The 14,576-nt window shown below is 72.0% G+C and carries 20 protein-coding genes; 13 read left to right on the top strand and 7 right to left on the bottom strand.

From position 1 onward, the window contains the following. Positions 1-221 precede the first annotated feature (221 nt). Both ACFVZW_RS30600 and ACFVZW_RS30595 read right to left on the bottom strand, forming a co-directional pair. Complete coding sequence (locus ACFVZW_RS30600; protein WP_384528044.1) at positions 222-656, bottom strand: hypothetical protein; 435 nt, start codon at positions 654-656, stop codon at positions 222-224. Between the two features lie 123 nt (positions 657-779). Next, positions 780-1,559 carry an alpha/beta fold hydrolase gene (locus ACFVZW_RS30595; protein WP_384528041.1) on the bottom strand — a complete coding sequence of 260 codons (780 nt, stop codon included), beginning with the start codon at positions 1,557-1,559 and terminating at the stop codon, positions 780-782. An 81-nt stretch (positions 1,560-1,640) separates the two neighbouring features. On the opposite strand from ACFVZW_RS30595, the gene ACFVZW_RS30590 reads away from it, so the two are divergent. From ACFVZW_RS30590 to ACFVZW_RS30560, 7 genes are all read left to right on the top strand, one after another. Continuing rightward, a complete protein-coding gene (locus tag ACFVZW_RS30590) occupies positions 1,641-3,041 on the top strand; it encodes a PLP-dependent aminotransferase family protein (RefSeq protein WP_384528038.1) in 1,401 nt (466 codons plus the stop codon). 16 nt (positions 3,042-3,057) lie between these two features. After that, positions 3,058-3,531: an RrF2 family transcriptional regulator gene (locus tag ACFVZW_RS30585; protein WP_384528077.1), complete on the top strand. Its 474-nt coding sequence runs from the start codon at positions 3,058-3,060 to the stop codon at positions 3,529-3,531. 79 nt (positions 3,532-3,610) lie between these two features. Then, positions 3,611-4,000 carry an MFS transporter gene (locus ACFVZW_RS30580; RefSeq protein WP_384528036.1) on the top strand — a complete coding sequence of 130 codons (390 nt, stop codon included), beginning with the start codon at positions 3,611-3,613 and terminating at the stop codon, positions 3,998-4,000. Further along, positions 3,997-4,410: a RidA family protein gene (locus ACFVZW_RS30575; RefSeq protein WP_384528033.1), complete on the top strand. Its 414-nt coding sequence runs from the start codon at positions 3,997-3,999 to the stop codon at positions 4,408-4,410. The genes ACFVZW_RS30580 and ACFVZW_RS30575 overlap by 4 nt, the downstream gene beginning before the upstream one ends. 72 nt (positions 4,411-4,482) lie before the next feature. Continuing rightward, positions 4,483-4,896, top strand: a complete 414-nt coding sequence (locus ACFVZW_RS30570) for a hypothetical protein (protein ID WP_384528030.1) — start codon at positions 4,483-4,485, stop codon at positions 4,894-4,896. A 115-nt stretch (positions 4,897-5,011) separates the two neighbouring features. Further along, positions 5,012-6,082, top strand: a complete 1,071-nt coding sequence (locus ACFVZW_RS30565) for an ATP-binding cassette domain-containing protein (protein ID WP_384528026.1) — start codon at positions 5,012-5,014, stop codon at positions 6,080-6,082. After that, positions 6,079-6,945 (top strand): ABC transporter permease, encoded by an 867-nt coding sequence (locus ACFVZW_RS30560; protein ID WP_384528023.1) that lies wholly within the window; start codon positions 6,079-6,081, stop codon positions 6,943-6,945. Before ACFVZW_RS30565 ends, ACFVZW_RS30560 begins: the two co-directional genes overlap by 4 nt. 15 nt (positions 6,946-6,960) lie before the next feature. Here ACFVZW_RS30560 and ACFVZW_RS30555 read toward each other — a convergent pair whose 3' ends face one another. The 3 genes from ACFVZW_RS30555 to ACFVZW_RS30545 form a co-directional block, all read right to left on the bottom strand. Further along, positions 6,961-7,332: a VOC family protein gene (locus tag ACFVZW_RS30555; protein WP_384528020.1), complete on the bottom strand. Its 372-nt coding sequence runs from the start codon at positions 7,330-7,332 to the stop codon at positions 6,961-6,963. A gap of 102 nt (positions 7,333-7,434) precedes the next feature. Continuing rightward, positions 7,435-8,061 (bottom strand): FMN reductase, encoded by a 627-nt coding sequence (locus ACFVZW_RS30550; RefSeq protein WP_384528017.1) that lies wholly within the window; start codon positions 8,059-8,061, stop codon positions 7,435-7,437. Positions 8,062-8,064: 3 nt separating this feature from the next. Next, a complete protein-coding gene (locus tag ACFVZW_RS30545; RefSeq protein ID WP_384528014.1) occupies positions 8,065-9,150 on the bottom strand; it encodes an LLM class flavin-dependent oxidoreductase in 1,086 nt (361 codons plus the stop codon). Positions 9,151-9,335: 185 nt separating this feature from the next. Here ACFVZW_RS30545 and ACFVZW_RS30540 point away from each other — a divergent pair, with 185 nt between their 5' ends. The 3 genes from ACFVZW_RS30540 to cobM are packed head-to-tail and all read left to right on the top strand — an operon-like array spanning position 9,336 to position 11,500. After that, positions 9,336-9,464 (top strand): DUF6126 family protein, encoded by a 129-nt coding sequence (locus ACFVZW_RS30540; protein WP_329118674.1) that lies wholly within the window; start codon positions 9,336-9,338, stop codon positions 9,462-9,464. Positions 9,465-9,512: 48 nt separating this feature from the next. Then, a complete protein-coding gene (gene cbiE / locus ACFVZW_RS30535) occupies positions 9,513-10,754 on the top strand; it encodes a precorrin-6y C5,15-methyltransferase (decarboxylating) subunit CbiE (protein ID WP_384528011.1) in 1,242 nt (413 codons plus the stop codon). Continuing rightward, entirely contained in the window at positions 10,751-11,500 is a 750-nt protein-coding gene (gene cobM, locus ACFVZW_RS30530) for a precorrin-4 C(11)-methyltransferase (RefSeq protein ID WP_384528008.1), read from the top strand. The genes cbiE and cobM overlap by 4 nt, the downstream gene beginning before the upstream one ends. A 98-nt stretch (positions 11,501-11,598) precedes the next feature. Here the strand turns inward: cobM and ACFVZW_RS30525 are convergent, their stop codons facing one another. Continuing rightward, complete coding sequence (locus ACFVZW_RS30525) at positions 11,599-11,673, bottom strand: 50S ribosomal protein bL37 (protein WP_099895366.1); 75 nt, start codon at positions 11,671-11,673, stop codon at positions 11,599-11,601. Positions 11,674-11,796: 123 nt separating this feature from the next. On the opposite strand from ACFVZW_RS30525, the gene ACFVZW_RS30520 reads away from it, so the two are divergent. Beyond that, a complete protein-coding gene (locus ACFVZW_RS30520) occupies positions 11,797-12,042 on the top strand; it encodes a type II toxin-antitoxin system Phd/YefM family antitoxin (RefSeq protein WP_384528005.1) in 246 nt (81 codons plus the stop codon). Then, positions 12,039-12,479, top strand: a complete 441-nt coding sequence (locus tag ACFVZW_RS30515) for a PIN domain-containing protein (protein WP_384528002.1) — start codon at positions 12,039-12,041, stop codon at positions 12,477-12,479. Before ACFVZW_RS30520 ends, ACFVZW_RS30515 begins: the two co-directional genes overlap by 4 nt. Positions 12,480-12,491: 12 nt before the next feature. On the opposite strand, the gene ACFVZW_RS30510 is transcribed toward ACFVZW_RS30515, so the two are convergent. After that, positions 12,492-13,631, bottom strand: a complete 1,140-nt coding sequence (locus tag ACFVZW_RS30510) for a cobalt-precorrin-5B (C(1))-methyltransferase (RefSeq protein WP_384527999.1) — start codon at positions 13,629-13,631, stop codon at positions 12,492-12,494. A 12-nt stretch (positions 13,632-13,643) separates the two neighbouring features. On the opposite strand from ACFVZW_RS30510, the gene ACFVZW_RS30505 reads away from it, so the two are divergent. Then, positions 13,644-14,399 carry a cobalt-precorrin-6A reductase gene (locus ACFVZW_RS30505; protein WP_384527997.1) on the top strand — a complete coding sequence of 252 codons (756 nt, stop codon included), beginning with the start codon at positions 13,644-13,646 and terminating at the stop codon, positions 14,397-14,399. Positions 14,400-14,576: the final 177 nt, after the last annotated feature.

Here is a 14,576-nt window from a genome sequence, read left to right as displayed (position 1 = left end):
GCCGCGGGGGCCCTCGGAGGGCCGGCCTTCCAGGGCCGCGGTGCCTTACCCCCCGCCGATCTCGTGTATAATCTCGGCCCGGGCCCCCCCGCGGCCCGCCGCCGTGGCGGAGGACACGATGTCCTCCGCCGCCTGCTGGCTCTCCTCGGTGCAGCCGGTCACGCCCGACACGGCCAGGGCGAGGAGGGCGGCGGTGGAGACGGCGAGGGCGCGGCCGCGGGTCACGCCACGCCGCTCTTCCGGAAGGAGGTGTCGTCCGTGGCCAGCGCCCAGATCACGAAGATCGAGATGGCCATCGAGAAGAGCGCCCACCAGGGGTGATACGGCAGGAAGAGGAACTGGGCGATGACGTTGAGGGAGGCCAGGGTGATGCCGCCCATCCGTCCCCACTCGGATCCCTTGAGGATCCCGGCGCCCGCGAGGGCGACGAGGATGCCGAGGATGACGTGGACCCAGCCCCAGCTGGTCAGATCGAACTTGAAGACGTAGTCGCCGACGCGGGTGTAGACGTCGTCCTCGGCGATGGCCGCGATGCCCTGGAGGATGTCCAGGATGCCGATGACCACCATGAGGACACCGGCGAACAGGGTGCCGCTGGAGGCCCCTGTACCGCCGGAAGCGGCGCTGGGCGAGCGTGGTGCGGTGTTCTGGCTCATGGGCTCATCGTCCGGCCGTTGCCCTGGAAGCGATCGTTCAACTACGCCGAACGGGTGAGCGGACGGCCGGACTCACACAGCCGAGCACGGCAGCCGAGCACAGCGCCGAGCCGGCAGCCGGGCTCACACGGTGTCGAGGAACGCGCCGAGCGCCGCGTCGAACTCCTCGGGGCGCTCCAGGTTCGGCATGTGCGCGGCCCGTTCGACGACCACGAGCGTGGAGTCGGGAAGCAGGGCGTGCATCGCCTCCGCGTCCGCCACCGGGGTGTACGCGTCGTCGCGGCCGACGACCACCAGGGCGGGTACGGAGACGGCGCGGAGCACGGCCTTGTAGTCGGGGCGCTCGGCACGGCCGCGCAGCGCCGCCGCCGCGCCCTCGGGGTCGGTGGCGCACATCATCCGGTGGACGTGGGGCGCGGCATGGGTGTTGTACGGCGCGATCATCCGGTCGAGGACCTCGTCGGCGTACCCCTTCATGCCTTCCCGGACCAGCCGGTCGGCGAGCGCGCGGCGGCCTGCCTTCCCTTCCTCGGTCTCGGCGGAGGGGAACGTGTCGGCCAGGACGAGGCCGCGGATGCGGTCGGGGAAGAGCCGGTGGCACTCCATGACGATCTGGCCGCCCATGGAGAGCCCGCCGAGGACGAACTCCTCGATGCCGAGGTGGTCGAGGAGCGCGGCGAGGTCCTCGGCGAAGGCGGAGAGCGGGGTGGTGCCGGGGACGACGGTGGTCGCTCCGTAGCCGCGCAGGTCGGGGGCGACGACCCGGTGCGTGGCCGAGAAGCGGTCGATCTGGGGCTGCCACATGGTGCGGTCGAAGGGATGGCCGTGGACCAGGACGAGTGCGGGGCCGGTACCTCGGTCCTCGTAGCCGATCGTGAGTCCGTTGATCTCTGCGGAGGGCATGGTCCGAGGCTAGGCAGAGCCCTCTCCTCGGTGCAATGAGATCCTTTGCTCTCGGTGCAAAGAGGGAGGGCGGCCGCTCTGATGGACGAGTACCGCAGGATCGCCGACCGGGTGGCGGAGCGGATCGCGGACGGCCGGCTGCGGCCCGGCGACCGGCTGCCGCCCCAGAGGGTCTTCGCCCGTCGGCAGCGGATCGCCGACTCCACCGCGATCCGCGTGTACGGGGAGCTGGCGCGCCGCGGGCTGGTCGTCGGCGAGGTGGGCCGAGGCACGTTCGTCCGGGCGGCCCCGCCGCTGCCCGGCGCCGCGCTCGCGCTCGCGGAGGCGACCGGACGGGCACCGGTCGATCTCCAGCTCAACTACCCGGTGGCGGAAGGGCAGTCGGAGCTGATGGCGCGGGCGCTGACCGCCCTGGCGCGCCCCGATGTGCTGGCCGGGGCGACGGGCCTCCCGGCGGCGGCCGCGGGTACGGCGGAGGCGAGGGCGGCGGCGGTGCGGGTGCTCGCGCGGGCCGGCTGGGAGCCGGACCCCGACCGGGTGCTCTTCGCGGGCAACGGCCGCCAGGCCATCGCGGCGGCGGTCTCCGCGCTCGTACCGCCGGGCGGTGCGCTGGGTGTCGAGGCGCTGACGTATCCGCTGGTCAAGGCGGTGGCGGAGCGGCTCGGGGTACGGCTCGTGCCGGTCGGGCTCGACGAGGAGGGGATGCGCCCCGACGCGCTGGCGGCGGCTCACCGCGCGGGTCCGCTCTCGGCCGTGTACGTCCAGCCGACCCTGCACAACCCGCTGTCCTTGACGGCGGGTTCGGGGCGACGGGCCGAACTGGCGGGCGTCCTGCGGGAGTCGGGGCTCCTCGCGATCGAGGACACCACCTGGGCGTTCCTGGAGCCGGACGCCCCGGCGCCGCTCGCCGCCCACGCCCCGGAGCGGGTGGTCCTCGTGGACAGCCTGTCCAAGCGGCTCGGGCCCGGGCTGACCGTCGGCCATCTCGTCGCGCCGGAGGGCCGGGTGGAGGAGCTCGCGCGGGCGCTGCGCTCCGGCGCGTGGACGGCGGGGGGCCTGGCGCTCGCGGCGGCGACCCGGTGGGCGGTTGACGGGACGGTGACGGAGGTCGGCGCGGCGAAGCGCGCGGACGCGGCGGCCCGGCATGCGCTGGTGCGGCGGCACTTGGGGGCGTACGCGATCCGTACCGCGCCGCACGCGTACTACTGCTGGTGGGAGCTGCCGGCGCCGTGGCGGGCGGAGACCTTCGTGGCCGCGGCGGCGGAGCGGGGCATCGCGCTGACCCCGGGCCCGGACTTCGTGGTGAGCGGGCGCTGGACGGGTTCTGGGGCGGACCCGGGGGCGGGGGCCGGACGAGGTCCCGGGGCGGGCTCGGGGGCTGCGGACGCCGTCCGGGTGGGGCTCGCCTCGCCGGCGCTTCCGGTCCTGGACGACGCGCTGGGGCGGCTCGCCGCGCTTGCGTCCGAGATCCTGGACATCTAGTATCCAGAACATGAGGATGAACGAGGGCGTCGAATGGGCGCTGCACAGCTGCCTCAACCTGGCCTGGATCGGGCCGGATCGGGCGGTGACGGCAGCGCGGCTCGCGGCGTACCACGAGCTGCCCGCCGCCTACCTCAACAAGCAGCTCCAGGCCCTCTCCCGGGCCGGGATCGTCAGCTCGGTCTCCGGCCCCAAGGGCGGCTTCCGGCTGGCGCGGCCGCTCGACCGGATCACCCTCATGGACGTCGTCGCGGCGATCGAGGGCCCGGAGGACGCGTTCCGCTGTTCCGAGATCCGGCAGCAGGGGCCCGGCGCCGGACCGGCCGGGAGTTACGCGGCCGAGTGCGCGATCGCCGGCGCGATGGGCGCGGCGGAGCTGGCCTGGAGGCGGGAGCTGGCGGCCCGCACCCTGGACGACGTACGGGAGCGGGCGGAGCTCCAGGCGCCCGCGGCCCCGGACCGCATCCGCCACTGGTTCGCCAACGCCTGAGTCTTCATCGGTTCGTCGACGCGCCCTCCCGGCCGGGAGGGCTTTTCAAGGGGGTGATTCTGGATGTTAAATATCCAGATTGAACGGAGGGTGCGGCCCCGCGGCCGGCCGCTCCCCCCGCCGTACCCTCGCCGTCCTCTCCGCCGGACTGACCGCCGCGCTCCTCGCGCTCGCCGTCACCGGTGGTACGACCCCGGCCGGTGCCGCGCTGCTGCTCTTGTGGGGGCTCGCCTACGGCGGGGTCTCCGTCGGGCTGCAGTCCTGGTTCATGGCCGCCGCACCCGAGGACGTGGAGACGGCGACCGGCCTCTACGTCAGCGTCTTCTGCCTCTCGATCGCGCTCGGCGCCCTCTTCGGCGGGCTGCTCGTCGACGCGACCACGCTCGTCGCGGTGCTCTGCACGGGCGCCGCGCTCATCCTGGCCGCCTGCCCGGCGGCCGTACTCCCCGGAAGGAAGCACACCTCATGACCAGCACCGACCAGCGCACGATCACCAACCCGGCGACGCTCCACGACCCGTCCCCCTTCGGCTACAGCCACGCCGTCTCCGCCCCCGGCGAACCGGTCTTCATCGGCGGCCAGTACGCCTCCGACGCGACGGGCTCCCCCGTCCCCGGGGACTTCGCCGCCCAGGTCGAGCTGTCCTTCACCAACCTCCGGCTGGCGCTGGAGGGTGCCGGGCTCGGCTTCGAGCACGTCGTGCGGCTCGGCTCGTACATCGTCGACCACGACCTCGCGAAGCTGGAGGTGCTGGGCAAGGCGCTGCACGGCGCCTTCGGCGACCGGCTGCCCGCGCAGACGCTCAGCGGCGTCGCGTCCCTGGCGCTGCCCGGGATGCTCTTCGAGATCGACGCGGTCGCGGTGCGCCCGGCGGGCTGATCCAGTTGCGGGGGCAGGGGCTTCGGGTGTGCCCTTGAGGATGGAGGGGGCGAGAGTGAAGGAGCTCCTGCCATGGCCGCACACGCAGCGGTGCCGACCCGACGGCCCATGAGCACCCACGGCTTGGGCCTGCCCGTGACGCTGGGCGTCATCTACGGCTTCTACGCGGCCTTCCTCCAACGCGACGGCGGAGCGATCACCTGGGGACAGGTCCTGCTCGGCTTCGTCTCCGCGATCGTCCTCGCCGGGGCGATGTACGCACTGCGCCGCGGCGGTCACGCGCTGCCGCGCGAGCTTCGGGCCACCGCGTGGGCGGCGCTGGCGGGCATCGCGATGGGATTCCTGGTCAGCCTGTCCGACACGAGCGTGCTGTCGACGGTCATCCTGGCGCTGGTGGTGGCGGCCTGCGTGGGCGGCAGCGCGTTCTACTGGTTCTACACACACGAGGACGCACCCGCCCAGCCCCCGGCCCGTAGGGCCTCATAGGCCCCATCGCCCCCACCCGTACAAACGACCCCCCCGTCCTCCCCCTGGCATCCCGGGCGGACCCGTCGGAGACTGGTTGAAGCGGTACCGACGCCGGCAGCCGGGAGGACAGCGCATGACCGACCTCGCCATCGAGACCGAGGGCCTGGTCAAGGTCTTCGGCACGAACCGGGCCGTCGACGGCATCGATCTACGCGTTCCCGCGGGCACCGTCTACGGCGTCCTCGGACCCAACGGCGCCGGCAAGACCACCGCCGTCAAGATGCTCGCCACGCTGCTCCGCCCCGACGGCGGCCGCGCCCGCGTCTTCGGCAAGGACGTCGTCAAGGACGCCGACACCGTGCGCGGCCGGGTCAGCCTCACCGGCCAGTACGCATCCGTCGACGAGGACCTGACCGGCACCGAGAACCTCGTCCTGCTCGGCAGGCTCCTCGGGCACACCCGGCCCGCCGCCCGCGACCGCTCCGCGCAGCTGCTCGTCGCGTTCGGGCTCGCCGACGCCGCCGACAAGCAGATCAAGAACTACTCGGGCGGCATGCGGCGCCGTATCGACATCGCCGCGTCCATCCTCAACACCCCCGACCTGCTCTTCCTCGACGAACCGACCACCGGCCTCGACCCGCGCAGCCGCAACCAGGTCTGGGACATCGTCCGCGCCGTCGTCGCCCAGGGCACGACCGTGCTGCTCACCACCCAGTACCTGGACGAGGCGGACCAGCTGGCGTCCCGTATCGCCGTCATCGACCACGGGAAGGTGATCGCCGAGGGCACGAAGGGCGAGCTGAAGGCCTCCGTCGGCTCGGGTTCGGTGCACGTACGGCTCCGGCACCCCGAGCAGCGTCCGGAGGCCGAGCGGGTCCTCCAGAGCGCCCTGAAGGCGTCCGTGCAGCTCGAAGCCGACCCGGTCGCGCTCACCGCCACCGTCAACGGTCACGGCACCGACCTCGGCGCCGCCGAGCAGGCCGCGCGGGCGCTGTCGGAGCTGGCGCGGGCCGGGATCACGGTCGACAACTTCGGACTCGGCCAGCCCAGCCTCGACGAGGTGTTCCTGGCGCTGACGGACAGGCCCGCGGACCCGACCGGCCCCCAAGGCAACGGCGCCCACGCTCCCGGCACGCCCGCGACCGGCGCCGACGGAACCGACACCGACGGAACCGACACCGACCGGAAGGGACCGACGGCATGACCACCGTCACCACCGGCAAGGACACGCAGACCACCGACACCCTCGACTTCGTCGCCCCGAAGGCCGACGAACTCGCGGCGCTGCTCGTGGGGCAGTCCCGCCCGCCGCGCCCCAGCGCGCTCTCCGCCTCGATGACCTTCGGCTGGCGGGCCATGCTGAAGATCAAGCACGTGCCGGAGCAGCTGTTCGACGTGACGGCGTTCCCGATCATGATGGTGCTGATGTACACGTACCTCTTCGGAGGCGCGCTGGCCGGCTCGGTCTCGGCGTACATTCAGTTCCTGCTGCCGGGCATCCTCGTGATGAGCGTCGTGATGATCACGATGTACACGGGCGTCTCGGTCAACACCGACATCGAGAAGGGCGTCTTCGACCGCTTCCGTACGCTGCCGATCTGGCGGCCCGCGCCGATGGTCGGCTATCTGCTGGGCGACGTCGTCCGCTATCTGATCGCCTCGGCGGTCATGCTCACCGTCGGCATCCTCATCGGCTACCGGCCGGACGGCGGCGTCGTCGGCGTCCTGCTCGGGGTCGCGCTGCTGCTGGTGTTCTCGTTCGCGTTCTCGTGGATCTGGACCATGTTCGGTCTGATGCTGCGCAGCGAGAAGTCGGTCATGGGCGTCAGCATGATGGTGATCTTCCCGCTGACGTTCCTGTCCAACGTCTTCGTCGACCCGAGCACGATGCCGGGCTGGCTGCAGGCCTTCGTGAACAACAGCCCGGTGACGCATCTGGCGACTGCCGTACGTGAGTTGATGGCCGGGAACTGGCCGGCTGCGGACATCGCCTGGTCGCTCGGCTGGTCCGCGCTGTTCGTGATCGTCTTCGGAGCGATCACGATGCGGCTCTACAACCGCAAGTAGCGCCGGCGCGAGCGGTCACTTGCCTCGTGGAGTCTTCTGCTGGACCGCCCACCGGTTGCCGTCCGGGTCGGCGAAGTAGACGAACGAGCCCCAGGGTTGGTCGTCGATCTCGCTGACCTCGATGCCCCGCGCGCTGAGGTCGGCATGCGCCTCCTCGATGTCGGTGACGACGACCTGCATGTTGTCGAGGGAGCCCGGGGCCATCGTGGTGATGCCCTTGCCGAAGGTGATCGAGCACGCCGATCCCGGCGGGGTCATCTGGATGAAGCGGATGTCGTCGTTGACGGGGATGTCGTGATCGGCGTGGAAGCCCACCTGCTCGTAGAAGGCCTTGGCCCGGTCGATGTCGGTGACGGGGACGCCGATCAGTTCGAGCTTGATGTCCATGAAGGCATCATGCGCCCGGTTCGTCCCGAGCGCATGATCTGGCGTCACCCACCGTGAACCGCGCACGGCGGCACGCCCTTCGGGCCGAGCCCGACGCGACGATCAGTCGAGCCGCAGGTCCGCGAGTTGGCGCTCGAACGGCACGACCTCGTCGTCGTCCGCCTCCCCCGCCGGGCCCCGCGCCGCCACCAGGTCGGCGAGGTCGTGCCCGGCCCGGGCGATCCGGGACGGCAGCCCGTCGGTGTACTCGTCGCCGCCCGAACCCCAGTCCTCCGAGGCCGCGTACACGGCCGTCGGGACGACCAGCGCCCGCAGGTAGGAGAAGAGCGGTCGCATCGCGTGGTCGAGCACGAGGGAGTGGCGGGCGGTGCCGCCGGTCGCGCCGATCAGCACCGGCTTGCCGGTCAGCGCCTCCGGGTTGATCAGGTCGAAGAAGGACTTGAACAGACCGCTGTACGAGGCGGTGAAAACGGGGGTCACCGCGATGACCCCGTCCGCCCCCGTCACGGCGTCGATCGCCTCCTGGAGCTGGGCCGAGGGGAAGCCCGTCACGAAGTTCTTCGCGATGTCGACGGCGTGGTCGCGCAGCTCGACGACGCGGACCTCGACCACGTACTCCTGCTCGGTGAGCCGCTCCTGGGCCGCCTTGGCGAGGCGGTCGGCGAGCAGCCTCGTCGAGGACGGGGCGCTCAGCCCGGCGGACACGGCGACCAGCTTCAGGGTCTGCATGACTTACGCCTCCTGGGACGGGGTGCGGGTGACGGCGGGGTGGAGCGGGGCGGTCGCCGGGACGTCGGCCGGCCGCAGGTTGGCGAACTCCTTGCGGAGCACCGGGACGACCTCCTCGCCGAGGAGGTCGAGCTGCTCCAGGACCGTCTTCAGCGGCAGGCCCGCGTGGTCGACCAGGAACAGCTGGCGCTGGTAGTCGCCGACGTACTCCCGGAAGGAGAGCGTGCGGTCGATGACCTCCTGCGGGGAGCCGACCGTCAGCGGGGTCTCGCGGCTGAACTCCTCCAGGGACGGACCGTGGCCGTAGACGGGCGCGTTGTCGAAGTACGGGCGGAATTCCCGTACCGCGTCCTGGGAGTTCTTGCGCATGAAGACCTGTCCGCCGAGGCCGACGATGGCCTGCTCGGGGGTGCCGTGGCCGTAGTGCGCGTACCGCCGGCGGTAGAGGCCGACCATCTTCTCGGTGTGCTGCTTGGGCCAGAAGATGTGGTTGGCGAAGAACCCGTCGCCGTAGTACGCGGCCTGCTCGGCGATCTCGGGTGAGCGGATGGAGCCGTGCCAGACGAACGGCGGGACGCCGTCCAGCGGGCGGGGCGTGGAGGTGAAGCCCTGCAGCGCGCTGCGGAACTTCCCCTCCCAGTCGACGACGTCCTCCCTCCACAGCTTGTGGAGGAGCGCGTAGTTCTCGATGGCGAGCGGGATGCCCTGGCGGATGTCCTGGCCGAACCACGGGTAGACGGGGCCGGTGTTGCCGCGGCCCATCATCAGGTCGACGCGGCCGTCGGCGAGGTGCTGGAGGGTGGCGTAGTCCTCGGCGATCTTCACCGGGTCGTTGGTGGTGATCAGCGTCGTGGACGTGGACAGGATCAGGTTCTCGGTCCGTGCGGCGATGTGCCCGAGGAGGGTCGTCGGGGAGGACGGCACGAACGGCGGGTTGTGGTGCTCGCCGGTCGCGAAGACGTCGAGCCCGACCTCCTCCGCCTTGAGCGCGATGGCGACCGTGTTCTTGATCCGCTCGTGCTCGGTCGGCGTACGGCCGGTGGTGGGGTCGGTCGTCACGTCGCCGACGGTGAAGATCCCGAACTGCATCGTGCTCACCTCTCGCTGGGGCGCCTCTGGTGCTATTGGTTGAACCTTAAACCATCACGCTCAACCGTCCGCCCGGGCCCTGTATTCCGTGGGGTCCCTCTCATCGCCCTCACCGTACCGGATAGTTATCCGTTTAGCCAGGGGCGGCCTGACCCGCCCCCGCCCCGGCCCGTACTCTGGTGGGCATGTCCGACTACGAGCGCTGGAAAGAGCGCGGCGTCCTCCTGCGCGTCTTCGTGTACGTCTTCGCCACGCACGCGTTCGCCGGCTTCGTCTGGCTGCTCTTCTACGTGGGGCAGAACGCCCAGAAGTAAGCACGGTCACGAAGAGCGGAAACGGGCCCTCCCGTAGAGTTCGCCGACGTGAGCACCCTTCCCCTGCCTGCGATATCGGTCGTCGGAATCGGCGCGGACGGCTGGGACGGGCTCCCCGAGAACGCCCGCCGGACCCTGCGCGCCGCCGAGGTCCTGATCGGCGGCCCCCGCCAGCTCGACCTGCTGCCCGCCGCCGACTGCCCCGGCGAGCGCGTCACCTGGCCCTCCCCGCTGCGCCCCGCCGTCCCCGGACTGCTCACCGCCCACGAGGGACGCCGGATCGCGGTCCTCGCCAGCGGCGACCCGACGTTCTACGGCATCGGCCGCACCCTCGCCGAGACCGTCGGCGCAGACCGGCTCCACGTCCTGCCGCACCCGTCCTCCGTCTCGTACGCCTGCGCCCGCCTCGGCTGGCCCCTGGACGCCGTCGAGACCGTCTCCCTGGTCGGCAGGCCGCTCGCCTCCCTCACCGCCTCCCTCCACGACGGGGTGCGGCTCCTGGTCCTCAGCGAGAGCCGCCACACCCCGGCGCTGGTCGCCGCCCTCCTGCGGGACAAGGGGTACGGCGGCAGCCGGATGCGGGTGCTCGAACAGCTCGGCGGCCCCGACGAGCGGCTCGTCGACGGCACCGCCGACACCTGGCCCGACGACGAGCGGCTCGACGCCCTCAACGTCCTCGCCCTCGACTGCGTACGGGCGCCCGACACACCGCGCCTCGGCGCCGTACCCGGCCTGCCGGACGAGGCGTACGAACACGACGGACAGCTCACCAAGCGGTACGTCCGCGCGGCCACCCTCGCGGCCCTCGCCCCCTCACCCGGCGAACTCCTGTGGGACATCGGCGGCGGCTCCGGCTCCATCGGCATCGAGTGGATGCGCACCGACCGCTCCTGCCGGGCGATCGCCGTCGAGAAGGACCCCGAGCGGGCCGCCCGCATCGCGCGCAACGCCACCTCCCTCGGCGTCCCCGCGCTGCGGGTCGTCACCGCGGCCGCCCCCGACGGACTCGCCGGCCTCCCCACCCCCGACGCCGTCTTCATCGGCGGCGGCCTGACCGCCCCCGGCCTGCTCGACGCCTGCTGGGACGCGCTGCCGGCAGGCGGCCGGCTGGTCGCCAACACCGTGACCATGGAGTCCGAGGCGCTGCTGGCCGAGCGCTACCGCCGATACGGCGGGGAGCTCGTCCGGCTCGCCGTCGCGCAGACCGTCCCGGTGGGCGGCTTCACCGGCTGGCGCCAGTCGATGCCGGTCACGCAGTGGTCCGTAACGAAAGCAGGAGTTGGAGCATGACCGTCTACTTCATCGGCGCGGGCCCGGGCGCGGCCGACCTGATCACCGTGCGGGGCGCCCGCACCCTCGCCGCCTGCGGCGTCTGCCTCTACGCCGGCTCGCTCGTCCCGCGCGAACTGCTCGCCGAGTGCCCGCCGGACGCACGGCTGATCGACACGGCGGACCTGGACCTGGACCAGATCGTGGCCGAGATCGTCCGCGCCCACGAGGCCGGCCAGGACGTGGCCCGGCTCCACTCCGGCGATCCGTCCGTCTTCAGCGCCGTGGCCGAGCAGATGCGCCGGCTCGACGCGCTGGACATCCCGTACGAGGTCGTACCGGGCGTCCCGGCGTTCGCGGCCGCCGCCGCCGCGCTCAAGCGGGAGCTCACCGTCCCGACCGTGGGCCAGACGGTCATCCTCACCCGCATCGCCCAGCAGGCCACGCCCATGCCCGAGGGCGAGGACCTCGCCACGCTCGGCCGCAGCGGCGCCCTGCTCGTCCTGCACCTGGCCGCCCGCTACGTCGACCGGGTCGTGTCCGAGCTGCTGCCCCACTACGGCGCCGACTGCCCGGCCGCGGTCGTGGCGATGGCCAGCCGCCCTGACGAGATCGTGCTCCGCGGCACCCTGGAGGACATCGCTGCGCAGCTGAAGGAGGCCGGCATCACCAAGACGGCCGTGATCCTGGTCGGCCGCACGCTGGCGGCCTCGCAGTTCCGCGACAGCCACCTCTACGACCCGGCGCGGGAGCGGCACGTCTGCTGATCCCTTCCCCACCCGTCGGTCGCCCCGCGAACGATGGAACCCCGACGCCCCCGTGACGCGCCCGGGCCGGACACCCGACGGATGTCCGGCCCCGGCTTCTAGGCGTTCGGCCGCTTGCCGTGGTTCGCCTTCTTCTTCTTGCGGGCGCGCTTCTTGTTGCCTCGCTTCGCCATGGGGCACATCCCTCTCTCGTGGGGGCCTTGCCCTCGCAAGCCTAGGTTCGCGGGGGAGGCGGCGCATCCGGTGTCGGTGAGAGTGTCGAGCTGCCCAAGAGGTCTGGTAGTAACATGTACTACATGGAGACCACGGCCCGAGAGTTCAACCAGAAGTCCTCCCAGATCCTCGCCGCGGCGGCCCGGGGTGAGACCGTGACGGTCACCAAGAACGGTGTCGCGGTCGCCCGCGTGGTGCCCATAAGCGATGAGATTCCCCCCTACCCCACCGACCCCATGGGTGCGATCGATCTCCCCGACCTCGTGCTCCCCGACCTCACCGACGACGAGATCGAGGACGTGCTCAAAGGGATGGGGACTCAGGCGTGATCGCCATCGCCGACACCAATGCTCTCTACCGCCTTCTCGACCCGCGCCTCACCGGGCATGAAGAGCACAAGGAAGGGCTGGCTGCGATCAGCCACCTGGTGATCTCGCCGATGGTTCTGGCCGAGCTGGACTACCTGATCGCGGCGCGCGCGGGAGCGAGGCAAGCTCTGACCGCGGCAAGGTTCATCGAGCGATATGCGGCCACTCGTCGGTTCGAGGTGCCGGCGGTGGCCGCGCATCTGTCCACGGCGATCGCCGTCGCCGAGGGTTACGCGGACGCGGACGGAGGAAAGGGTGTCGGGTTGACCGATGCCATGAACGTCGCGCTGGCGGCCGCTTATGGCACCGAGGTCCTCTTCACCACGGACCGCCACTTCCGCATGATCAGACCTCTGACCGGCCACAAGGCGTTCCGGCTGGTCCCCGACGATCTGTAACCGTCACGCGCCTCACGAGGCGCCCGGCCCCGCCGTCGTCGAACGCCCCACTACCGTGCCCGCGCGGTCGATGCAGATGACGTCGACCGCCACCGGGGCGCCGCGGAGGACTGCGAGGGCCTCGTCCCGGGAGCGGGCGGCCACCAGGTCACCCAGGGGGACGCCGGCCGCCTCGCAGAGACGGAGGGCCGCCAGGCCCGTGTTCGCCGAAGCGATCTCCTCGGCGAGAGCCTCCGACGCGCCGCCCGTACGGGCCAAATCCGCCAGGAAACCCTTGTCGACCTGCGAGCGGGCCGAGTGGAGATCCAGATGGCCCGCCGCCAGCTTCGACAGCTTCGCGAAGCCGCCGCAGATCGTGAGCCGGTCGACCGGATGGCGGCGGATGTACTTCAGGACCGCCCCCGCGAAGTCCCCCATGTCGAGCAGCGCGATCTCCGGCAGGTCGTAGAGCGTCGACACCGTCTTCTCGGAGGTGGAGCCCGTACATCCCGCCACATGGGCGAGACCCGCCGCCCGCGCCACGTCCACCCCGCGGCGGATGGAGTCGATCCAGGCCGAGCACGAGTACGGCACGACGATGCCCGTCGTGCCCAGGATGGACAGCCCGCCCAGGATGCCGATCCGCGGATTCCAGGTGGAGCGGGCGATCTCCTCGCCGTGGTCGACGGAGACCGTGATCTCCACATCGCCCGTGCCGCCGTGCGTCGCCGCGACCTCCGCCACATGCGCGCGCATCATCTGCCGCGGGACCGGGTTGATCGCCGGTTCGCCCACGTCCAGGGGCAGGCCGGGCAGCGTCACCGTCCCGACGCCCGGTCCCGCCCGGAAGACGACACCGGACCCGGCCGGCAGGATCCGCACCGTCGACCGGACCAGCGCGCCGTGCGTCACGTCCGGATCGTCGCCCGCGTCCTTCACGATCCCCGCCATCGCCGCGCCGGAGCCCAGCTCCTCCGCCGCCAGCGCGAACGCCGGACGCCCGCCCTTCGGCAGCGTGATCGTCACCGGGTCGGGAAACTCGCCGGTCAGCAGCGCCGTGTACGCGGCCGTCGTCGCCGCCGTCGCACAGGCACCGGTCGTCCAGCCCGGCCGCAGACCCGTGTGCTTGAGTTGGGCATCGCGCCCGCCGCCCGGACCGCCGCCGGCACTCATGAATGGACTCCCGTGCACGTACTCATTCTCGGCGGCACCACCGAGGCCCGCGCCCTGGCCACCGCCCTGCACCCCCGCGTCCGCGTCACCAGCTCCCTCGCCGGACGCGTCGCCGAGCCCCGGCTGCCGGCCGGCGAGGTACGCGTCGGGGGCTTCGGCGGCGTCGACGGACTGGTGGCCTGGATGCGCGAGCACCACGTGGACGCGGTCATCGACGCCACCCATCCCTTCGCGGAGAACATCAGCTTCAACGCGGCCCGGGCGGCCGCCACCGCCCATGTTCCCCTGCTGGCCCTGCGCCGCCCCGGCTGGGTCCGGGTGGACGGCGACGACTGGCACGAGGTCGCCTCGCTGGAGGAGGCGGCGAGGGTGGTGGGCGGACGCGGGTGGGGGCACCTCCCGGGACGAAGTCCCAGTGGGAGGGTGTTCCTGACGACCGGGCGAATGGGGCTCGCCGCGTTCGCCGAATGCCCGCAGTGGTTCCTCGTACGGTCGGTCGACGCCCCCGAACCCCCGATGCCGGCCCGCACCGAAGTCCTCCTGGACCGGGGGCCCTTCACCCTGGAGGGGGAGCGGGAGCTGTTGAGCCGGTACGGCATCGACGTCCTCGTCACGAAGGACAGCGGCGGCACGGCGACGGCCCCGAAACTCCGCGCGGCGAGGGAGGCGGGGATCCCGGTCGTGATCGTCCGGAGGCCGCCGGTGCCGGAGGGGGTCGCGGTGGCGGGAACGGTGGGGGAGGCGGTGGGGTGGGTTTCGGGTTTCTGAGGGTCTTGGTGCGGATGCTGTTACGGGTTTCGGGCTTCTGAGGGGCTTGGTGTGAGGGCCCTTGCGAGCTTCTGGGTCGGCCGCCCTCGTTCCGAGTGTGGCGACCGGAGTCGGTGCGTCAAGGGCGCTCCTGCGTCGCGTCGGCTTCGCCGATTGCGCTGCGCTTCACCCTTGACC

The sequence above is a fragment of the Streptomyces sp. NPDC059567 genome, from assembly GCF_042735655.1.
GTDB lineage: Bacteria > Actinomycetota > Actinomycetes > Streptomycetales > Streptomycetaceae > Streptomyces.
This window is presented reverse-complemented; position numbering and strand designations above follow the sequence as displayed.